Raw genomic sequence first — 21,795 nt, forward strand, 5'->3', positions numbered from 1 at the left:
TGGTGGTGGATGGCCGGTGCGGCGAGGGCAAATTTCCCGTGACCGCCCCTTGTAATGTGGCCAACTTCACCCCATCTCTAGCCTAGCCCGCTGTGATGCGGAGAAAGTATTGAGTTGCAGCCATCCGTGGCGCGACAGAATAGCCAGTGATCGGGCCGAGAGGAGTTCTATGGATCAGCCATCCGACACCAAACAAGAGTTTCCGCTGCTGCCGCTGCGTGATGTGGTCGTCTATCCGCACATGGTGATTCCGCTGTTTGTGGGCAGGGAAAAATCCATTGATGCGCTGGAAGAGGCGATGCGCACCGACAAGCAGGTGCTGCTGGTTGCCCAGCGACAGGCATCTGAAGACGATCCTGGCGCCGAAGATGTATATCGCGTCGGTACCGTGGCGAGCGTGCTCCAGCTCCTCAAGCTGCCCGACGGGACCGTGAAGGTCCTGGTTGAGGGCAGTCGCCGGGTCAATATTCTCGATATTACCGAGGGTGACGGGCACTACCGGGCCGCGGTGGACGCGCTCGAAACGGAAGAATTGCCGGAAGCAGAAGCAGAGGCGCTGGTCCGCTCTGCCATGGGACAGTTTGAACAGTATGTCTCCGTGAGCAAGAAGGTACCCAATGAGGTGATCACTTCGCTGTCCGGTATCGATGAGCCGGGACGCCTCGCTGATACCATTGCGGCGCATATGTCTCTGGAGTTGGGGCAGAAGCAGGAGCTGCTGGAGACCGCCAGCGTCAAGGAGAGGCTGGAGACCCTGCTGGGCCTGATGGATTCCGAGATCGACCTCATTCAGGTAGAGAAGCGGATCCGTGGCCGGGTCAAGAAGCAGATGGAAAAGAGCCAGCGCGAGTACTACCTGAACGAGCAGATGAAGGCCATTCAGAAGGAACTCGGCGAAATCACCGAAGAGCCTAATGAGGTCGAGGAGCTCGAGCATAAGATTGCTGAGTCCGGCATGAGCGCGGAGGCCGAAAAGAAAACCCGTGCGGAACTGGCAAAACTGAAGATGATGTCGCCGATGTCGGCTGAGGCCTCGGTGCTGCGCAGCTATATCGACTGGATGCTCAGTGTGCCGTGGAAAAAGGCCAGCCGTGTGCGCCATGACCTTAAAAAGGCAGAGGAGATCCTGGACAAGGATCATTACGGCCTGGAAGAGGTCAAGGAGCGGATTCTCGAGTACCTGGCAGTCCAGAAGCGGGTCAAGAAGGTGAAGGGGCCAATCCTTTGCCTGGTGGGCCCGCCGGGCGTGGGTAAAACCTCGCTGGGCCAGTCGGTTGCCCGCGCCACCAACCGGAAGTATGTGCGCATGGCACTGGGTGGCGTTCGTGACGAGGCTGAAATCCGCGGCCACCGCCGTACCTATATCGGTTCGTTGCCTGGCAAGCTGATCCAGAAGATTTCGAAGGTCGGGGTCAAGAACCCGCTGTTCCTCTTCGACGAGGTGGACAAGATGGGCATGGACCATCGTGGAGACCCGGCGTCGGCCCTGCTGGAGGTGCTGGATCCGGAGCAGAACAAGACCTTTAACGATCATTACCTCGAGGTCGATTACGATCTTTCTGATGTCATGTTCGTGTGCACGTCCAACTCCATGAATATTCCCGGGCCGTTACTGGACCGTATGGAGGTTATTCGCCTGCCCGGCTATACCGAGGATGAAAAACTCAATATTGCCCAGCGTTACCTGGTGCCGAAGCAGCGCAAGGCTAACGGTCTTAAAGAGGATGAGCTGCAGCTGTCTGATGACACTGTGCGCGATATCGTGCGCTACTACACCCGTGAGGCCGGGGTACGAGGGTTAGACCGGGAGATCGCCAAGATCTGCCGCAAGATTGTCACTGAGCATGTGCGTGAATCCACCAGCAGCAAGGCGGTTGTCGAGCCGGACCGGCTTGAGGACTTGCTGGGTGTGCGCAAATACGACTTCGGTCGTGCGGAAGAGGAGAACAAGATCGGCCAGGTTACCGGCCTCGCCTGGACAGAGGTGGGTGGTGAGCTGCTTAGTATTGAGTCCTCCGCCGTACAGGGCAAAGGACGCGTAATAAAGACCGGTTCACTGGGCGATGTCATGCAGGAGTCCATTCAGGCAGCATTGACGGTGGTTCGAGCGCGTGCGCAGTCCTTGGGGATTGCCCCGGACTTTCATGAGACGCGGGATATCCATATTCACGTGCCCGAGGGCGCGACTCCGAAGGATGGCCCTTCAGCGGGTATTGCCATGTGCACGGCCGTCGCTTCGGTATTGACAGGTATCCCGGTGCGTTCGGATGTGGCAATGACCGGTGAGATTACCCTGCGGGGGGAAGTGCTTCGCATCGGGGGGCTGAAGGAAAAGCTCCTTGCCGCGCGCCGTGGTGGTATCCGGACCGTGCTGATCCCGGCTGACAATGAGCGCGACCTCAAGGATATTCCCGACAATATCCTCGAAGACCTGGTGATCAAGCCAGTTAAGTGGATTGATCAGGTACTCGACCTGGCGCTGGAGCACAAGCCCCAGTCCCTGACCGATGAAGAGTATTCCGCACTGCAAAAACGCGCTGAGGAGCGTTCCCAGCGCCAAATGCAGACCCACTAAAAGCCGATCGCGGAGTGGCGCCTGAAACGTCCTCCGCGTTCGCTTAAAAAATAATCTGGCAGCCAGCCAGTAGCCCCGTTTTTATACCCAACTGCCCTGAAACCCGCGTGATTCCTTGACCCGCTATCGGGCAGTTGGTATAACACGTGGCTTATTGATCGGCGCGCAAATCGCCGATAACCAAGGCTCGAACGCGGAGGGATCCCGGAACGGGGTCCCCGACACATATCTAGAAAAGAACAGAGGGATTAAGCGTGAATAAGTCCGAACTGATTGAAGCAATTGCCGCATCTGCAGATATTCCCAAGGCTGCAGCGGGACGTGCTCTGGACGCGATGGTGGACAGCATTACTGATGCCCTGAAGAAAGGTGACCAGGTGGCCCTGGTGGGCTTCGGCACTTTTGCCGTTAAGGAACGCGCCGCTCGCACCGGCCGCAACCCGCGCACCGGTGACCCGATCGAAATTGCCGCTGCCAAGATCCCGAACTTCAAGGCCGGCAAAGCCCTGAAGGACGCAGTAAACTAAGAGGGTTGGAACCGCAGAGGTTCGCAACTTCAAGGAGGCGTATCGCTGGGATGCGCCTTTTTTGTATCTGGTTCATATAAATTTCACAGAGTTATTTTTCGGAGCTGAGCATGCTTCAGTCCATGCGCGACAACCTGAAAGGCACGGCCGCGATTATTGTTGCCGGTTTTTTTGGTTTTATTATGGTCATTGGGGGAATTGATTTTTTCACCGGTGCCAGTGGTGGTGCCGCCGATGAAGTGGCGGAAGTCAATGGTGAAAAGATTACCAACCTGGATCTGCAGCGTGCGATCCAGAATCGCCGCAACATGATCATGAGCCAGTATGGCGACAATGCCCCTGCGGACCTGCTCACAGACGAGCGCCTTCGCGGTCCGGTACTGCAACAGCTGGTCAACAGCTCGGTCCTGCGCCAGGCGGCCCAGGACAGCGGTATGGTGATGAGCGCCGCAACTGTGGATCGGGAAACCGTGCAGATTCCCGCTTTCCAGGTGAACGGCAAGTTCAACCCACAGATGTTCCGGGATTCACTGCGCAGAATGGGCTACAGCCCGGCCAGCTTCCGGCAGGTGATGGAGCGTGACCTGGTCTTGCAGCAATATGCCGACAGCGTCTCCGGTACTGCCTTTGCCACCCGCGCCAACGCCGAGCAGATTGTCGAAATATCCATGGAGGAGCGCGACTTTGATTATGTAGTGCTGCCCGTGGCCGGCATGCTTGACGGGATTGAGGTCGGCGACAGTGAAGTGCAGGAGTACTACGAGCAGCATCAGGCCCAGTTCCAGCGTCCTGAACAGGTAGCGATCGAGTACATTGAGCTCAAGCCCGAGGTCTTTGCGGAGAACATCGATGTGTCTCCCTCGGACGTTCGCGCCCAGTACGAACAGGAAGCCAAGGGTTTCCTGGCCAGCGAACGTCGCCGTGCGGCGCATATCCTGCTGGAGGATGCGGACGACGCCAGGATCGCTGAGATCCAGGCGAAGATAGAGGCTGGAGAGGATTTTGCCGGGCTGGCGAAGGAGTACTCCGACGACTTTGGCTCCAGTGAGGAAGGGGGTGACCTGGGCTTCACCGACGGGGACGTTTTCCCGGAAGCCTTTGAGGATGCCCTGGCGAAACTCGAAGTCGGGCAGGTGTCCGGCCCGGTGACCACTGATGCCGGTACCCACTTCATCAAGTTGCTGGAGGTCGAGGGTGCCGAGCCACCGACATTCGAGGAGCGCGAGGCTGCGATTACCGCCCAGCTGCGCAATGCCGAGGCGGAACGGGAATTTGTCGCGGCACTGGGCCGCCTGGCGGACCTGGCTTACAACGCTGAGACCCTGGCTGGGCCGGCGGAAGAGCTGGGTGTACCGCTACAACAGGTTCCGCTTTTCGGTCGCGAGGGTGGACCGGGCATTGCCGCCAACGACAAAGTGGTGGCGGCAGCATTTGCGCCGGAAGTAATGTTGGATGGCAACACCTCTGATGTGCTGAACCTGACAGAAGATCACTCTGTGGTCCTGCGTGTAACCGAGCACAAGCCTGCCGGTACCTACCCGCTTCAGGAGGTGCGCGAGCAAATTGTCGACCTGCTGAAGCGAGACAAGGCAAGCGCGCAACTGGCGAAAACGGCTGGGGAAATTGGTGAGCAACTCCGCTCAGGCAAGCCTTTCGCCGAAGTCGCGGAGGAGCGTGAACTGGCGCTAGAGACCAGCGATAAGACCCGCCGCGGTGGTGTTGGCCAGCGTGGTGAGATTATCGAGCAGGCATTCGCCATGCCGGCCCCCGCTGGCGGAAACGAAGTAGTGAAGACTTTTGGCACCAACACTGGTGACCAGGTTGTGCTGCAGTTGCGTGATGTGCGGGCAGGGGACCTCTCCCGCCAGAGTCCAGAGCAGCGCTCTGCGCTATTGCAGCAGCTGGCTTCCATGACCGGTAGTGCGGAGCTCGCAGCGGTGCAAAGTTACCTGGCAGAGCAGGCGGATATCGAACTGGTAGAGGCATCTGACTGACGCCTTGCGGCACAGGATCAGAGAAAAACCCGGCCAGGCCGGGTTTTTTTGTGCCTGAAGATTGGGCCGCGGCACTGACCTGCCACAATGCCAGAGGGGCAAGGCGGGCAAACAATAAAAAAACCCGGCGGTGCCGGGTTTCGTTGTAGTAGCGTCAGTCTCAACCGCTGGCGGAACTGTCGACAAACAGGGTCAGGCGCTGGCCTGGCCGGAGGTAGCTGGATTTACTGATCTTGTTCCAGCGCAGGATATCGTCGATCTCAAGGCTGAATTTGCGGGCGATACGATAGAGTGAATCGCCACTGCGCACCCGGTAGGAAAGTTTACGGGTGGCGCTGCTGCCAGAACCACTGTAGGCCACAAGGTTTCGCCCGGGGCGCAGGGTCTCCCCAGTCGACATATTGTTCCAGCTGGACAGCTGGCGCACGGTGACCCCGAGTGAGCGGGCAATGCCCCACAGCGTATCTCCGGGGCGCACGGTATAGCTGGTCTTGCGCTGGCCGCTGCTGCCCTTACCGCTGCCCACGCGCTGGTCGAGCGCGTAGGCGTATTGCCCGTTGGCGCCGGCTGCACGCGGGATCAACAGGGTTTTGCCAGCACGGATGTTGTTGCCGCGCAGGTTGTTGGCCTGCCGGATCGCTTCAACGGAAGTCTCGTAGCGACGGGCAATGGTCGAGAGGTTATCTCCACGCACGATGCGATAGCGCTCCCAGCTGACCCGCTGCTCCTCCGGCAATTCCTGCAGCGCGGACAGGAAGTGATCGCGCTTGTCGATGGGGATCAGCAACTGGTGCGATCCGTTGGGATCGGTCGCCCAGCGGCTGAATCCCGGATTGAGTAGCTGCAACTCTTCAATCTCGATATCTGCGAGTTCCGCCGCCTGGGCCAGCTCTATCTGGCTGCCTACATCGACCGTGGTGTAATAGGGTTCGTTGGCCACATCGTGCAGCGGAACCCGGTAGTAGTCCGGGCGGGAGATTACTTCTGCCAGTGCGAGTAACTGGGGGACATAGCGCTGCGTTTCCCGCGGCAGTGGCAGGTCCCAGTAACTGGTGCCTTTACCGCGACGGGCATTGCGTTCACGTGCACGGCGCACGGTGCCTTCCCCGGCGTTATAGGCCGCAAGGGTAAGTGCCCAGTCGCCGTCAAACTTGTTGTTCAGGTAAGCAAAGTATTTGATGGCAGCGCGGGTGGAGGCAGCCACGTCGCGCCGGCCGTCATACCACCAGTTCTGGTGCAGGCCGAACGAGCGACCGGTGGCGGGAATGAACTGCCACATGCCTGAGGCCCGCGCGTGGGAGTAGGCGAAAGGATCGTAGGCGCTTTCAACGATGGGCAGCAGGGCCAGTTCCATCGGCAGATTGGCTTCCTCAAGCTGCTCTGCGATGTGGAAGATATAGCGCCGCGACCGTTCGGTAACCCGGGCCATATAGCCCTCGTTACGGGAGTAGTAGGCGATGTAATCGCGGACTTTGGGATGCTCTGTATGCCGTGGCAGATTAAAGCCGCGACGCAGGCGGTCCCAGATATCCACCGGCGGCATGGCCTTCTCTACGGTTGGCGCTGTGTCTACAGGGTTGTCTGACTGTGCATGGGTTCCTTCCCACTCGTCCGGTGCATTTTGCTGCGGCGCCTTTTGCTCTTCGAGCTGCGCGCAGGCCCCCATTGTCGCTGCCAATACAGCAACGGCCAGTTTTTTGTGAACCATGCCGGTTTCCGCGAGTTTTGTGTATTCAGGTTGCGCAGGCGTTTAATTTGCTATTGAGCCTGAGCTTTTGTTTCTAATAGCCTGATTCTAAAGAGCTGTTTAGGTTTCGGTCAATGGAAACTGGCTAGTTTTTGCGCAAATTGCCTTGATTAAGGAATATACAGTTTGTTTTGCTGCCAGGTTGAGGACTGGCCTGGTTAAAAATTGTCCTTCCACTGGCGAAGGCTGGCGAACACTTCCACCTCGCCGGGGTTGTTGTCAGCGCCGTGCATGCTGGCACAACGGGCAAGGGCGGGGATATGACAGCGGAGAAAGGGATTGGTTGCCAGTTCCTCGCCGATCGTCGACGGCAAGGTCACGCGGTCGTGGGCACGGAGGGTCTCGGTCTCCGATACCCGTTTTTGCAGCGTGCTGTTGCCCGGCTCGGCGGCAGAGGCAAAGCGGAGGTTGGCCAGGGTGTATTCGTGCGCACAGTAGACCAGGGTCTCCGGAGGCAGGGCGCCCAGCCGTGACAGGGAAGCATACATCTGTTCCGGGGTGCCCTCGAACAGGCGGCCACAGCCACCCGCGAACAGCGTGTCCCCACAGAATAGGTGGTGGTGGACCCCGTCGCCGCTGCTCTCATCCATCAGTAATGCAAGGTGGTCAAGGGTATGTCCCGGCACTGCAATTACCCTTACCGGGCACCCCAGTACGCTTAGCTCGTCGCCATCCTCGAGGTTGTCGGTGACACCCGGGATGGAGCCCGGGCCGTAAACAGGGCACTCATAGCGCTTCTTCAGCTCTGCCACGCCTCCGGTATGGTCCAGGTGATGGTGGGTGATGAGGATACCGTGGAGATGGTTTGAGCCGAGGGCGTCAATTACCGGGCGGGCATCTCCAGGATCGACCACCCAGTGCTCGCTGTCCCTCTCCAGGTGCCAGATATAATTGTCGTTAAACGCCGGAATAGGAGATATTGTGAGCATGGTTTTTGCCGGTTAATCTTGGTCTGGTAACGATAACATAGTGTAACGGGTATGCCGTGGCGGTGCTCGTGAGCACAGGGTTGTCCAGCCCTTCCCCGTGAAGGGATCGGTTTGCGTTTTTTCAGGCGCTGTGCAAGCCTGTTGCGGGCGAGGTCCGTGACAGGAATGAAAAATCCACTCGGAGAGCCAATGGCAAAGTCACGAGGCAATAGGCGTACGACTGAGGGGGCGAGTCTCGCACAATCCTGCACGGATGTAGCCCGGTGGTTTGAGAGTGGCCTCGGGCAGGAAATCCTCACCCAGGAACTTGCTCTGGCACAGCCACTTGTCGAAAGCCTGTTTGGTTATCACCTGCTGCAGGCGGGTGTGACCGATGCCATCGACTTCGCGGCCTGTAGCCGCATCAACCACTGCTTTCGCTTGAGCCCCACGCCGCGACAAAAAGGCGCAGCCCTGGTCGAGTTCGAGCAGCTGCCGCTGCCCTCGGAATCCATAGATGTCGTGCTGCTTCATCACCTGCTGGACTTTTCCGAGCATCCCCACCAGGTCCTGCGTGAGGCCGCCCGGGTACTGATACCCGGTGGTCACCTGGTGCTGCTTGGGTTCAACCCTTTCTCGTTGCTGGGGGCGTCACGCCTGATCTTCTCCCGCGCTTCAGTGCAACAGGGGAACCACCTCCGCGCCGCCCGCCTGGAAGACTGGATGAACCTGCTGGACCTGCAGGCGAACAGGGTCGAGCGCGGCTTTTTCCGGTTGCCCCTGCAGCATCGCGAGCTGCTCGCCCGCACCGCCTGGATGGAACGGCTCGGGGCGCGCTGGCACTTGCCTTGGGGAGGGTTTTACATCATAGTCGCGCGCAAAGAAGTGGCGCGAATGCGAACACTCCGCATACAGTGGCGCGGTGAGCGAAAGCCGGCGTTGCGCCCGGTCCCCTCAGCTCCCCGTGTGGCCGCACGGCGGGGCCATTCGAAACGCTGAAACCCAGAAGAAAACAATCACATTGAAACAAGTAACAATTTATACCGACGGTGCCTGCAGGGGGAACCCCGGTCCCGGCGGGTGGGGCGCATTGCTGATTCACGGCGACGCGGAAAAGGAGCTCTATGGTGGCGAGGCCCATACAACCAACAATCGTATGGAGCTGCTGGCTGCAATCAAGGCCCTGGAGGCCCTGAAACAACATTGTCGCGTGGACCTGCATACTGATTCCCAGTACCTGCGGCAGGGTATCACCAGCTGGATCAAATCCTGGAAGAGGAACGGCTGGAAAACCTCGGCAAAAAAGCCGGTGAAAAATGCCGACCTGTGGCGGGCCCTCGACGAGGGAATTGCCGGCCACGAGGTGCACTGGCACTGGGTCAAGGGCCATGCCGGCGACCCGGGTAACGAGCGGGCAGACCAGCTGGCGAACCGCGGCATAGACGAACTGGAGGGCTGACATGCGTCAGGTTGTCCTGGATACAGAAACTACCGGCCTGGACCCAAAGAGCGGTCACCGGATTATTGAAATCGGTTGTGTCGAGCTGGTCAATCGCAAGCCCACTGGCCGTCACTACCACCAGTACGTCAACCCGGAAAGACAGGTGGATGACGGGGCGATTGAAGTACACGGAATTACCAACGAATTCCTGCACGACAAACCGGTTTTCGCCAAAATTGTCGACGAGTTCATGGCCTTCTGTGAGGGCGCAGAGCTGGTCATACACAATGCGCCGTTCGATGTCGGCTTCATCGACTGGGAGCTGAAACTGCTGGGCAGCCCGCGCTGGCAAAGTGTGTCCGCCCACTGCGGTGTGCTGGATACCCTGACCCTCGCGAGAGAAAAGCACCCGGGCCAGAAGAACAACCTGGACGCGCTGTGCAAGCGCTATTTTGTCGATAACTCCCAGCGCGACCTGCACGGTGCATTACTTGATGCCGAGATCCTGGCCGACGTCTACCTGGCTATGACCGGTGGGCAGACGGACCTGGCACTCTCCCAGGGAGGGGAGCAGGGTTCTGACGGGGAGTCGGGCGAGGACAGCCAGCAGTTTGCGCCGGGCGCTGTACGGCGCCTGCCGGCGGACCGGCAACCACTCGCGGTGATCGGGGCGTCCGCGCAAGAGCTCCAGGCACACGAGGAAATGCTTGAGTTGCTGCAGAAAAATGCCGGTGCGCATTTCTGGAAATGACACCGCCGGCTTTAATCGCAGTGAAAGGCGGGCCGGCAGGCCCGTTTTTTGGCCCAGCCGGCTTATACGGGGTATTGCGCGTACTGTTCAGGCGATAATCCACACGATACAGGCCAGGGCCACTGTGCTCAGGACCACTGTATAAGGGAGCGCCATCAATACCATGCGCCCGTAGGAGAGGCGGATCAGTGGTGCCAGTGCGGATGTCAGCAGAAACAGGAACGCCGCCTGGCCGTTCGGGGTTGCAACGCTGGGCAGGTTGGTGCCGGTGTTGATGGCGACTGCCAGCCTGTCAAAGTGTTCGCGGCTGATCTCGCCCGCCTCAAGTGCATTCTTGACCTCGTCGATATAGACGGTAGCCACAAAAACATTATCGCTGATCATTGACAGCAGCCCATTGGCGATAAACAGCATCGGGAGCTGCCGCTCCTCGTCCAGGCTCAGTACCCAGCGGGTTACTGGCTCGAACAGGTGTTGCTCATGTATCACCGCAACAATCGCAAAGAACACCACCAGCAGCGCCGTAAAGGGGAGTGCTTCCTCAAAGGCATGGCCAATTCGCGGCTCCTGGACCACACCACTGGCCGCAGTCAGCAGGACAATCACCACCAGGCCGAGGATGCCCACCTCGGCCACGTGAAAGGCGAGGGCCAGCACCAGCAACACCGCCACGACGCCCTGTGCCCACAGGTCTGCGACGTCGCGTAGCGCGCGCTTCCGTTCCCGCTCGTGGGCGTACCTATCCAGCACCTCCCGCACCGCTGACGGCAATCGCGCGCCGTAGCCGCAGACTTTCACATTCTCCAGCAGTGCACAGGTGGCCAGCCCGGCGAGCAGGGCGGGTATGGTCACCGGCGCCATTCGCTGGAAAAACTGCAAAAACTCCCAGCCGGCCTTTTCCGCGATCAGCAGGTTCTGCGGCTCTCCCACAAGGGTGCAGACCCCGCCCAGTGCAGTGCCCACGGCGCCGTGCATGATCAGGCTCCGGAGAAATGCCCGGAACTGGTCCAGATCCTCGCGATGGTATTCCACAACATGTTCGTCGGACGAGTGGTCATGACTGTCCTGGTGGTGTGGCCGGTTGCTTGCTACCCGGTGGTAGACCGCATAGAACCCGATCGCCACGGCGATCAGCACCGCGGTGACTGTCAGCGCGTCCAGGAATGCCGACAGGGCAGCGGACACACCACAGAACAGCAGTGACAGCAGTGTCTTGGAATGGACCTTGAGGAGAATGCGGGTGAACAGGAACAGTAGCAGGCCTTTCATGAAATAGATGCCGGCGACCATAAACATCAGCAGCAGGAGGACTTCGATATTGGCTGTGACCTCGTGGAAAACGGCATCAGTGGAGGTCATGCCCATCAGGATGGCCTCGATGGCGAGCAGCCCACCGGGTGGCAGTGGGTAGCATTTGAGCGCCATTGCCAGGGTGAAGATAAACTCGCCGATTAGTGTCCAGCCGGTCACGAATGGGCCTGCCAGGAACAGGAGTATCGGGTTGGCCAGCAGGAACGCGGCAATCGTCAGCTTGTACCAATCCGGCGCTTCCCCGAGGAAATTGACGGCAAAGGCCCGTCCCAGCCCCCCTTGTACGCGGTGAGGTGATCTGCCGGAGGGAGGGGTAGGGCGGTGCGAAGGGTTCATGAGTTCGTATCCCTCCCGCTTCCCGGGACCGCTGGCGGGTGTGCGGGTGTCGATGGTCGCATCACTGTAATGATCGCTGTATGTATCGTTTGGGGCTGACTGGTCTGGGTGGTGGAAACTGCGTCAACAGCCGGGGATTTCAGGGGTTCCCTTCCCTGCGAATCGGTACGGCACAGGAAATGTCGATTGATCGATGGAAATAGACACCCCAATAGTGGAATCTCGATGAGTTTAGTATAAATTGGCCAGCTTCCACGGGCCGGGAAGCCCACGACTGGTCAAATGATAATCACATTGATGAGATAAAAGGCGTCTTTTAGCAGTGACAGAATCACGCAACATCAACGTAACCTCGGTGAACCTGGTTAAGGAAGAACTGGTAACGGCCGTCGACAGTGCTGCGGCGCAGCTGGACCAGTTTGCTGTGGACTCGGGCAACCGCCAGGCTCTGGAGTCCTGTGTCGGCGCTGTGCGCCAGATCTGCGGTGTTTTGCAGATGGTCCAGCTGGCAGGAGCCGAGCTGCTGGCGCAGGAAATATTGGGCGCCCTGAACGAACTGGAGGCAGGCACGCAACAGCCGGCGGCGGAGGTGATGGAAGCACTGAGTACGTCGTTTTACGTGATTATCCGCTATCTCGACTTTGTGCAGAACAAGGGAATTGCCCGGCCGGAGCTGCTGATTCCCTATATCAACCATGTCCGGGCGACGCGTAGTGAGCCGCCTGTGCCCGAGAGTCATTTCTTCAGCTGCCGGCTGGATGCCAATGTCCCCGGTGCGGTGTCGTCCGCGGTCATGTCAGAGGACCTGCGTAACTTTGTGCGGCGCTTCCGCCATATGTACCAGGTCGGGCTGCTGGCGTTGCTGCAGGGTAAGCCCTGCCAGCCGGCCTACACCATGATGGCCCGTGCATTGCAGCGAGTCGCCAGCGTGTCAGCCGGCCGCCCGATTGGTAAGCTCTGGTCCGTTGCCGGGGCGGCTCTCGCCGGCATGGCGTCAAGCCAGATGCACATCAGCCGTTCCCGGGTCATGGTTTTCAGTATGCTTGATCGCCGCCTGCGCGCCCTGCAGCGGGACGGGGACAAGGCTCTGGACCAGGCGCCACCGGCCGTATTACTCAAGGAAAGTCTCTACTGGCTTGCCCTGTCGGCGCCGCGGGGCCAGGGTGGACGCATCCTTGAAGCGTTCAATGTATCCGGGCTCGGCTATAGTGAGGCGGAGCTGGAGCGGGAGCGCGCCAGTCTCGGCGGGCCCGGGGCCACGGCTATTGCAGCCGTTGCGGGCGCCCTGGATGAAGAGCTCTCCGGTGTGCGCCGCATGCTCGATGATGTCGAGACTCTCGGGGTTGCGGGTCTGTGCGAAGACGAGGGCCTGATGGGCGACCTGCGAAAAATTTCCAATATCCTGTTGCTGCTTAATTTCCACAAGGTCGGATCGGGCCTGGGCAAGGCCGTCGAGGAATTTCGATCCGAGGCTCGGGTCAGCGGTGGCGCCGGCGAGGCGGCATTGCAAAAGCTCACTCAACAGGTGCTGCAGGTGGACAACGCGATCCGCGCTTTGCGGCAGAGTTCGAGCATCGATGTCGATGAATTCGGCCATGCGGACGCTGCGGTAGAAATGAGCCAGCTGGCAGAGGCCGAGATGGCAGTGCTGAAAGAGGCCGAGGCGGGGCTGTCCCTGATCAAGCGCGCGCTGGCTTCCTATGCCGAGTCTGAGTACGACTACGGGCATATCCGCAATGTGTCCACCACTCTCAATTCGGTGCGCGGTGGCATGATCGTGCTAAATCTGACCCAGGCCTCAGGGGTGGCCGAGAGGCTGATCGACTTCGTCGACACGGTGATGCAGCAGCGCGAGGCCGTACCGGAAATTGAGCAGGCCCTCGATACCTTTGCCGATGCCATCATCAGCCTTGAGTATTACCTGGGCGAGGTGAAGATGCACCGCAAGGCGGATACCCAATCCCTGAAGCTCGCTGTTGAGAGTCTCGAGGCGCTCGGCTACCCGGTAGAGGCTGCCTGAGCAGACGCATGCCGTGAGCCATCAATTTGTTCCTGCGGCCGTCCTGAGTCCCCAGCCGGTATTTTCGTGCCATATTTATGTGTCCGGCGGGCAGCTGCTGTGCGCCGGCGAGGTATTTGTCCACGACCGCCTGGATGTCCCTGCAGAACTGGTGGTTGCTTCTCATTATCTCGGCGAACTGTCGGGCCAAACCTGCGGTGTGCACCTGCTGTCGGCGGCTGTGGATGTCCCGGGTTGCGAGTGGCGCGGGTTGCGGTCCCTGCTCGGCCTCGTGGAGGAGGAAATGTTCTTCCTCGCCGGACGGGCGATGCAGGTAGGCAACTGGGATACTGATCACCGCTACTGTGGTCGCTGCGGTTCTGCCACCATTTGCTCCCCCCGGGGGGAGCGTGCCCGCATTTGCCCCTCTTGCCAGCTATCGGTATACCCGCGGATCTCGCCCTGTGTCATCATGTTGGTGACCCGCGGTGAGGAATGCCTGCTGGCCAGGCATTCGCACCACCGACACGGGCTGTTCACCGCGCTTGCAGGCTTTATAGAGCCGGGCGAGAGTGCTGAGCAGGCTGTTGCGCGGGAGGTTAATGAAGAAGTGGGGCTGGTGGTCGGCCAGCCGCACTATATCGGCAGCCAGCCATGGCCGTTTCCCGGGCAGTTGATGCTCGGTTACACGGTGCCCTGGCTTGCCGGCGGGCTCAAGCCGGATCGGGTCGAGATTGCCGAGGCGCACTGGTTTCATTACAGCGACCTGCCGGCGGAAATACCGCCGCCGCAGACGCTCTCGGGGCAACTGATTCGTGGCTTTGTGCGCGCGGCAAGCGGAAAGCCAGTTTAAACGGAGCATTGAAAATCATGTATATCGCCATCACATTCCTGATTGCACTGCTCGCCTTGCTGCTGGTGTTCTGGGGCGGCAAGGTGCTGTTGAAAGGCAGCTGGCTACTTGGGTTTATCCGCGGCACAGTCGGTCTGGCCCTGCTGGCGGCGGCGCTGATGATCGTGTTGGTGGCGGCAGACGTATACAGCTACCGTAACCTGGCCGAAGAGCACAGTGTGGGCACCGTCTCTTTCGAAAAGCTCGATGAGCAGCAGTTCATGGTGAGCTTTGCTGATGCCGACGGTATAACCCAGGAGTTCCAGCTGAACGGGGACCAGTGGCAGCTGGATGCGCGCATGCTGAAGTGGAAGGGGCCACTGGCCCGTTGGGGTATCAAGCCGGCGTACCGGCTGGATCGGCTCAGCGGACGCTACCTGACGCTGCAGGATGAGCGTGAAAAGCAGCGCACGGTGCACCAGTTAAATGGCAGTACCTATGGCGTGGACGTCTGGGGCATGTTGCGGGATATTGACCCGCGCCTGCCACTGGTGGATACAGTTTACGGCAGCGCAACTTTCCTGCCGATGGAAGATGGGGCGGTCTACGAGGTAAAGATCTCCCATACCGGGCTGCTGGCGAGACCACTCAATAAGCAGGCCACCTCCGCGATGGAGCAGTGGCAGTAAACGGATCAAACTGGAGTTTCAGTGGAATTTCTCAGTGAGTACGGCCTGTTCCTGGCCAAAGTAGTAACCATTGTGGTGGCCCTGCTGGTGGTCATTGGTTTTATTGTCGCCAACCGGGCCCAGCTGAAGGAGCATGTGCAGGGGCATATCAGCGTGACGCATCTCAATGATCGTTACGAGCAGATGAAAGAGGCCCTGTTACACGCGGTGCTCGACAAGCACACGTTCAATCAGCGCAAGAAGCAGCAGGCCAAGGAACAGAAGGCGCGGGAAAAGGCGCTGGCCAAAAAGCACAAGGCGGAGAAAAAGGGTAAAGGTGGTAAAGCGCCGGTCCCGCCGATTGCCGACATGCCGGAGCGGGCCGAGGCCGATGCGGAAGCCGGCACGCCCGGAAAAACTGCGCAAGTCCCTGCCGGGGATGAGCGTGCACGGGTTTACGTGGTGCACTTCGACGGGGACATCAAGGCCAGTGCACTGGACAGCCTGCGCGAGGAAATTACCGCGATCCTGCAGGTGGCAGAGAAAGGCGATGAAGTGCTGGTGGTGCTCGAGAGCCCCGGCGGCATGGTGGCCAACTACGGCCTGGCAGCCAGCCAATTGGCGCGGGTACGCACAGCGGGTGTTCGCCTGACCATCGCGGTGGACAAGGTGGCGGCCAGTGGTGGTTATATGATGGCCTGCGTTGCTGATCGTATTATCGCTGCGCCATTTGCCATGGTGGGGTCGATTGGGGTTCTGGCCCAGCTGCCAAATTTCAATAAGCTGCTCAAGCGCCACGATGTGGATTACGAGCTGTTTACTGCCGGGGAATTCAAGCGCACTGTCACCATGTTTGGCGAGAATACCGCCGAGGGGCGGGAAAAGTTCCAGAGCGATCTCGAGGAAATTCATGCGCTCTTCCAGCACTTTGTGGCGGAATACCGTCCCAACCTGGACGTGGCGAAAGTCGCTACCGGGGAAGTCTGGTTTGGTCAGCGTGCGATCGACCTGGGCCTGGTGGATGAGCTTAAGACCTCCGATGAATACCTCACCAGTCGCTCGGCCGAGGCCGCGCTGTACCAGGTTGAATACAAGGAAAAAACCAATATCGCCAAGAAAATGGGGCTGGCCGCACAGGGCGGTATCGAATCCGCGCTGATGCGTTTCCTGTCCCGGCTGGCGGCCTGGCGTCACCAGGCGCAGTAAGTCCACAGCCGGTCCCGGTCCTGTGGACGTGAAGAGAGGGAGCAGCCCATGAGTGGGGAAACAAGGTTCCGTGCGATCCGGGTGGAAGAGGTCGCCCCGGGCAAGTTCGACCAGCGGGTGGTGGACATGCCATTGAGCGACCTGCCGGCGCACCCGTTGCAATTGGCGGTGTCGCACTCCTCACTGAACTTCAAGGATGCGCTGTCGGCCTTTGGCAACCCCGGTGTAACCCGGGAGTATCCCCATACACCGGGTATAGATGCGGTGGGTACGGTGGTGGAGGACCGCAGCGGTACCTTCAGTCAGGGTCAGCAACTGCTGGTTACCGGCTATGACCTGGGCATGAATACCGCCGGCGGCCTGGCGGAACGCATCGCCATTCCCGTTGAGTGGGCCCTTCCCCTGCCGGAGGGACTCTCGCCGCGGGAGTCCATGATACTGGGTACTGCCGGCCTGACTGCGGGACTGTGTGTCGAAAAATTGCTGGAAGCCGGTGCCCGTCCCGAGCAGGGCGAAGTGCTGGTTACCGGTGCCACGGGTGGCGTTGGGTCTATTGCCGTGGCCCTGCTGGCGCATCTTGGATTCCGGGTTGCGGCGGTTACCGGGAAGCTGGAGTCCGCGGATTTCCTCACTTCGCTGGGAGCATGGAAAGTCCTGGATCGCGAGACGCTGGCGCCGTTCGCCAACAAGGCGATGGCCAAGCCACTCTGGGCCTGGGCCGTGGATACGGTCGGTGGTGATACCCTTTTCAATGTAATCAAGTCCCTGGCCTACGGGGGCGGGGTGGCAGCCTGTGGCATGGCCGCCGGCGCCCAGTTCCAGGCCAATGTATTCCCCTTCATCCTGCGGGGTATCAGTCTGCTCGGGGTGGACAGTGTCGAGCTGCCACTGTCGAAAAAAGCATCAGTCTGGGAGCGCCTGGCAGGGGACTGGTATATCGGCGAGCAGCTTGCGCGCATCGCCGAGGATATTTCCCTGGACCAGGCGCCGGAGTTCCTCGCACGCCTGCACCGGGGCCATGGAATCGGTCGCTACGTGGTGGATATGACGCTCTAGTGCCCGCGAAGGATAGGGCCGGGTGCAAATATGACCGATTTGCCCGGTCGGTAATCGAAACGTCGGAGCCTGCTGCTATTCTCTGTAGTCCGGCAGCAGGAATCGATCATGTTGCCTGTGTGCACCGTGAGGTTCGGCGGCAATTTTTCCCACATTGGGTCATTTGGTAAGCAGCGTTGTCCTCAGAGAAAGAAATTCCGCGTCTAACCCACCAGGCCAGTGCCCTGGTACTGTCTGGGGGTGGGGCGCGCGCGGCCTACCAGGCCGGCGTGCTTAAAGCGCTGGGCGAGCTGGTACCCGACGATACCCCCCATCCCTTCCAGATCATCTGCGGTACTTCTGCGGGCGGCGTGAATGCGCTCCTCTTGGCGTCCCACCCTGGAACCTTCAAGGAATCGGTAAACCGGCTGTGCGACCTGTGGCTGGGACTGTCGGTGGATGATATCTATGGCAGCAGCTGGCGCAGCCTGCTCGGTAATATGTTTTCCATCTCCCGCTCACTGTTCAACCAGGGCGTCGGGCGGCAGAAGCCCCTGGCCTTGTTGGACAACTCTCCACTGCGCAAGCTGATTGGGGAAGTGATCCAGTTTGACAATGTACAGCGGAAGATTGATGACGGGCACCTGCGGGCAGTTTGTGTCAACGCCATGTCCTATAGCGCCGGTGAGTCAGTGAGCTTTTTCCAGGGCGCCGACGACCTGCGCGAGTGGCGGCGGTTTCGGCGCTACGGTGTGCGGACCCGCCTGAATGTGAATCACCTCATGGCCTCGGCGGCTATCCCAACGCTATTTTCCACGGTCAAGATCGGCAATGAATACTACGGCGATGGTGCGGTGCGACAGCTGGCACCGATCAGCCCGGCATTGCACCTGGGGGCCAACCGGGTGTTTGTCGTGGGCGTATCGGACAATCGCTCGCCGGTGCACTGGGGCAAGCGCAAGATCAAGACCCCGCGCCACTCACCATCGATTGCCCAGATTGCCGGCCAGCTCTTCAATGCGGCGTTTATCGACAGTCTTGAGGGGGACCTGGAGCACCTGGATCGCGTCAACCAGTTGCTGGAGTCGGTGTCTGAAAAGGAGCTTGCCGGCCTCGCGCCACTGCGCCCGGTCGATTCTGCCGTGATCGAGCCATCGCAGAGCCTCGACCGCCTGGCCGGACGTAAAGTGCGCTACCTGCCGCCGGCGGTGCGCTGGCTGTTTCGCGCCACCGGCGCTACCACTTCCGGAGGAGGGGCCTCAGCCGCCAGTTACCTGCTGTTTGAGAAACCTTTTATCGGCGAGCTGGTCGAGCTAGGGTATCAGGATGCAATGTGGGAACAGGAAAAGTTGCGCCAGTTCCTGCAACCGCAGGTGGAAATGGCAGAGACTGAACGCAGGGGATTGTTCGGACTGAGAGTTAAACCGGCAACGGAATCAGCAAATGGCAATACGCACACATAAGAGTTATTTATTGTCGGCACTTTTCGCCTGGCTCGGGCTGCTGAGCGCCTGTAGTGCGCCCACTGGAGGCTCCGGGGATGTGGCGACCGATGCCGGGGCGGCGGCGCCGTCGATGCCGATGACCGAATACCAGCGCCTGCTTGCGGAGGCCAAGAACCTCTCTTTCACGCTCGATTTCAACGCGCTGCGGCGTGCCTATGTGGAATCGCCGCACTACAACCCCCATGGTGGGGTGCGGCTGGAGGGCCTGCCGGAGGCCTATAGCGCAGTGGAGAAGGCCGAATTCGACGACTGCCTGGCGCATGTGGATCGGGTGCTTGCGGGCAATTACATGAGCCTTGAAGCGCACATGATCGGTGTCCTGTGTAGCGGTCGCAGTGCGGACTTTGCCCGGGAGGATCGCCATCGCTACATGGTGGAGGGGCTGATGGAGGCCATCGAGAGTAGTGGTGACGGCCTCAGCCAGGAAAGCGCCTTTCATACCATTACCACGTCGGAACTTCGCGGTTATGTCCGCCTCAAGGGCCTCCAGGTGTTGGACCAATCGATTGTCTATGACCGCCAGGGCGTATACGACAAGATGCAGGTGCGCGACCCCGAATCCGGGGCTGAATACGACCTGTACTTTAACGTCAGCCGGCAGTTCGCCCACACTACCGCCAACAACAGCAACTGACCCGATCCCCGGCGGGTTACCGGGGCCGGCGAAATCCGGCGCCGGAGAGCGTTGCGGGAGTCACACCAGGAACGGCGCCAGCCGATCCCAGTCGAACCGGCGCGACTGGCGGTCGCTGAATAATATTTCCACCCGGTCGTCCTCCCAGCGGACTACCCGACCATGGCCGAGCTTGCGGTGGCGTATCCCTTCCCCGGCCTGTGGCCGGCGCACCTGTGCCGGTGGTGCCTCGATATCCGGGTTGTAGTCCTGTGCCTCCATGTACCGTAATGCCATGCGCGAGACCGGTACCGGGCTCGCCAGTGTCTCCGGGCGTGTGCGCAGTCCCTCTGCCACCAGGCGGCTCAGGGGAAGTTGCATTTCCTCGATCATGAGTGATGGCTGCTGCTCGTCGCCTTCCCTTTTCTCATCATTCCTCCCTGCGGGAACGGGGGCACCTGGTTGCTCCGGGGCGGTTTCCGGGGCCAGCAGGTAAAGATGTCGGCGGGCACGGGTCATGGCAACGTAAAGCAGGCGCCGCTCACTTTCCAGGGAGGCAGGTGTGCTGAAGTCCCGCTGCGGCTGGTAGGGCATGTTGTGCCGGGTGAGTGACGGGATGATCACCTGGTCCCATTCCAGCCCCTTGGCCTGGTGCATGGTCGTGATCTGGACCGCATCCGCGGTACCCTGCGTACCTTCCCGGTGTTGCTGCTGTAATTCCTGCAGGTGGCCCAGTGCCTGCTCCGGAGGCTGTTTCAGCTGGTCCAGGTACTGGCAGAACGCCAGCACCGTCTGCTGGCGTTCCTCGCCCTGCTGGGGGGTGAAACTGTCATCGGCGATACCGGAAAGAAAGTCCAGCTCGCCCAGTTGCCGGCGCAACAGCTCCCCGGCCAGGCCGCGCCAGTTCTCGATTTCCGTCAACAATTTGGCCCGCTGGCGCAGGCGTTTCAACTGCGGTTTGCTCAGCGAGTCCGGTGCGATAGCTTGCAGGTGGCTGCCCCAGTTGCTGTCTTGCTGCGCCAGTTCTGCGCAGATGGGTTCGAGCACACGGCGGGCAATACGGATATGTGGTGCGGTGAGCCACTCGTACAGTCCCTGGCGGCGTCGCGCGACGGTGAGCCCGGCAAACCGGCCGGAGGCAATATTGAGTGCCCAGAACAGCGGCCGCAATTCCCTTCGCGACAATACTGTGTTGCGGGCGCCAGAGCGGTAGGGGATGTTCGCCGCCAGCAGTGCCAGCTCGATTGGTGCCGCCACCGACCACAGTCGCACGAGGATGGCGACCTGGTCCAGCGGCTCGCCACGCTTGCGGCTGCGGCGCAGGTGCTCAACCAGCCAGCGGGTTTCCCGTGCCGTATTGACCAGCTCGATTCCTGTTTCCCGTTCGCCATCCGCAGAGATGCAAAATATATCCGCCCGTTCACGGTTGTTTCCGATGCAGTGGTTGGCGGCCAGCGACAGGGCATGGCCGTAGCGGAATGTACGGCTCAGCCGGTAAACATTGGATGGCGGGAAGTCGCCGTCGAAGTAGCTCAGCAGGTAGGCAGGCTTTGAGCCACGCCACTCATAGATGGTCTGGTCCGGGTCGCCGATGGCGATCACGTTGCCGGACTTGCCATAGAGCACTCGCAACAGGAAATGCTGGACTTCATTGATGTCCTGGTATTCGTCTACCAGGATATCCTCATAGTGGCCGCCGTATTCTGCTGCGATATCGGGGCTGAGGCTGAGAAGGATTGCGGGATCGTATATCAGGTCGGCGTAAGTCACCGCCCCCTGGGCCCGGCGCCATTCCTCGAAGGCCCGGAAAACCTTCAGGAAATACATGTACCCATCGCCCAGCTTCAGTTCCTGGAATGCACTCAGGTCACCGGTGAGGATGGTCTTGGTGTAGTCGATAAAGAACTCCGCCGCTTCCACTTCGGTCTGTTTGCGGGCGCGAATATCCTCCAGTTCCTCCGGTGGTGCGCAATCCTCGATGGCTTTCCAGACCTGCAGTTGCACGGTGGACTGGGGCAGGGGAGAGAGGTTTGCCGGCGCGATATGGCCACGCGCGATCATGCGCTGGTACAGGCGATAGCCGAGGCTGTGGAAAGTCTGCACACCGGGCACCGGACCGTCCACCAGTTGCTGCAGGCGCGCGGCGAAATCTTCGCGGGCACTGCGGTTATACATGAGTACCAGCATGCGCGCCGGCTCGATACCCGCCAGCAGCCGGTTGCGGACATAGTGGAGCAGGGCGGTGGTCTTCCCGGAACCGGCCACGGCAATGATTTTGGCGTGCCCGCCGGGATGGTTGGCAATAGCCTGCTGTTCTTCCGTGAGCGCTGTAGACATGGGTACCACT

Annotated in this window: 17 protein-coding genes; 13 read left to right on the forward strand and 4 right to left on the reverse strand. The window is 60.2% G+C overall.

Annotated features, from left to right (window positions below; genetic code table 11):
* Positions 1–169 precede the first annotated feature (169 nt).
* From lon to LVD11_RS16540, 3 genes are all read left to right on the forward strand, one after another.
* Positions 170–2,575, forward strand: coding sequence for an endopeptidase La (gene lon / locus LVD11_RS16530; protein ID WP_237060778.1), 2,406 nt, complete (start codon positions 170–172; stop codon positions 2,573–2,575).
* Positions 2,576–2,829: 254 nt separating this feature from the next.
* Positions 2,830–3,102, forward strand: coding sequence for a non-specific DNA-binding protein Hbs (hbs, locus tag LVD11_RS16535; protein ID WP_010132873.1), 273 nt, complete (start codon positions 2,830–2,832; stop codon positions 3,100–3,102).
* A gap of 110 nt (positions 3,103–3,212) precedes the next feature.
* The gene (locus tag LVD11_RS16540; RefSeq protein ID WP_237060779.1) at positions 3,213–5,096 is read left to right on the forward strand and encodes a SurA N-terminal domain-containing protein; all 1,884 of its coding nucleotides are present in this window, start codon (positions 3,213–3,215) and stop codon (positions 5,094–5,096) included.
* Positions 5,097–5,256: 160 nt separating this feature from the next.
* Here LVD11_RS16540 and LVD11_RS16545 read toward each other — a convergent pair whose 3' ends face one another.
* Positions 5,257–6,804, reverse strand: a complete 1,548-nt coding sequence (locus tag LVD11_RS16545) for a LysM peptidoglycan-binding domain-containing protein (RefSeq protein WP_237060780.1) — start codon at positions 6,802–6,804, stop codon at positions 5,257–5,259.
* A 197-nt stretch (positions 6,805–7,001) separates the two neighbouring features.
* Entirely contained in the window at positions 7,002–7,772 is a 771-nt protein-coding gene (gene gloB / locus LVD11_RS16550) for a hydroxyacylglutathione hydrolase (RefSeq protein ID WP_237060781.1), read from the reverse strand.
* Between the two features lie 189 nt (positions 7,773–7,961).
* Between gloB and LVD11_RS16555 the strand changes: the two genes are divergently transcribed.
* Genes LVD11_RS16555 through dnaQ form a run of 3 tightly spaced genes read left to right on the forward strand, consistent with a single transcriptional unit; the run spans position 7,962 to position 9,943 of the window.
* Positions 7,962–8,750, forward strand: coding sequence for a class I SAM-dependent methyltransferase (locus LVD11_RS16555; protein ID WP_237060782.1), 789 nt, complete (start codon positions 7,962–7,964; stop codon positions 8,748–8,750).
* Positions 8,751–8,772: 22 nt separating this feature from the next.
* Positions 8,773–9,210 (forward strand): ribonuclease HI, encoded by a 438-nt coding sequence (rnhA, locus tag LVD11_RS16560; protein ID WP_237060783.1) that lies wholly within the window; start codon positions 8,773–8,775, stop codon positions 9,208–9,210.
* 1 nt (position 9,211) lies between these two features.
* Positions 9,212–9,943 (forward strand): DNA polymerase III subunit epsilon, encoded by a 732-nt coding sequence (dnaQ, locus tag LVD11_RS16565; RefSeq protein WP_237060784.1) that lies wholly within the window; start codon positions 9,212–9,214, stop codon positions 9,941–9,943.
* Between the two features lie 87 nt (positions 9,944–10,030).
* Here the strand turns inward: dnaQ and nhaB are convergent, their stop codons facing one another.
* Positions 10,031–11,590 (reverse strand): sodium/proton antiporter NhaB, encoded by a 1,560-nt coding sequence (gene nhaB / locus LVD11_RS16570; protein ID WP_237060786.1) that lies wholly within the window; start codon positions 11,588–11,590, stop codon positions 10,031–10,033.
* Positions 11,591–11,912: 322 nt separating this feature from the next.
* Here nhaB and LVD11_RS16575 point away from each other — a divergent pair, with 322 nt between their 5' ends.
* The 7 genes from LVD11_RS16575 (at position 11,913) to LVD11_RS16605 (ending at position 19,469) form a co-directional block, all read left to right on the forward strand.
* The gene (locus tag LVD11_RS16575) at positions 11,913–13,610 is read left to right on the forward strand and encodes a FimL-related protein (RefSeq protein ID WP_237060787.1); all 1,698 of its coding nucleotides are present in this window, start codon (positions 11,913–11,915) and stop codon (positions 13,608–13,610) included.
* Positions 13,611–13,623: 13 nt separating this feature from the next.
* Positions 13,624–14,442, forward strand: coding sequence for an NAD(+) diphosphatase (gene nudC / locus LVD11_RS16580; RefSeq protein ID WP_237060788.1), 819 nt, complete (start codon positions 13,624–13,626; stop codon positions 14,440–14,442).
* A 17-nt stretch (positions 14,443–14,459) separates the two neighbouring features.
* A complete protein-coding gene (locus LVD11_RS16585) occupies positions 14,460–15,110 on the forward strand; it encodes a cation/multidrug efflux pump (protein WP_237060789.1) in 651 nt (216 codons plus the stop codon).
* 21 nt (positions 15,111–15,131) lie between these two features.
* The gene (sohB, locus tag LVD11_RS16590; protein WP_237060790.1) at positions 15,132–16,295 is read left to right on the forward strand and encodes a protease SohB; all 1,164 of its coding nucleotides are present in this window, start codon (positions 15,132–15,134) and stop codon (positions 16,293–16,295) included.
* Positions 16,296–16,343: 48 nt separating this feature from the next.
* Positions 16,344–17,351, forward strand: coding sequence for a YhdH/YhfP family quinone oxidoreductase (locus LVD11_RS16595; protein WP_237060791.1), 1,008 nt, complete (start codon positions 16,344–16,346; stop codon positions 17,349–17,351).
* A 176-nt stretch (positions 17,352–17,527) separates the two neighbouring features.
* Complete coding sequence (locus tag LVD11_RS16600; protein ID WP_237060792.1) at positions 17,528–18,793, forward strand: patatin-like phospholipase family protein; 1,266 nt, start codon at positions 17,528–17,530, stop codon at positions 18,791–18,793.
* Positions 18,774–19,469 (forward strand): DUF4919 domain-containing protein, encoded by a 696-nt coding sequence (locus tag LVD11_RS16605; RefSeq protein WP_237060794.1) that lies wholly within the window; start codon positions 18,774–18,776, stop codon positions 19,467–19,469. Before LVD11_RS16600 ends, LVD11_RS16605 begins: the two co-directional genes overlap by 20 nt.
* Before the next feature lie 60 nt (positions 19,470–19,529).
* Here the strand turns inward: LVD11_RS16605 and LVD11_RS16610 are convergent, their stop codons facing one another.
* Positions 19,530–21,785 (reverse strand): ATP-dependent helicase, encoded by a 2,256-nt coding sequence (locus LVD11_RS16610; RefSeq protein ID WP_237060796.1) that lies wholly within the window; start codon positions 21,783–21,785, stop codon positions 19,530–19,532.
* Between the last annotated feature and the right edge of the window lie 10 nt (positions 21,786–21,795).

The sequence above is a fragment of the Microbulbifer sediminum genome (assembly GCF_021729035.1).
In the GTDB taxonomy this organism is placed as follows: domain Bacteria; phylum Pseudomonadota; class Gammaproteobacteria; order Pseudomonadales; family Cellvibrionaceae; genus Microbulbifer; species Microbulbifer sediminum.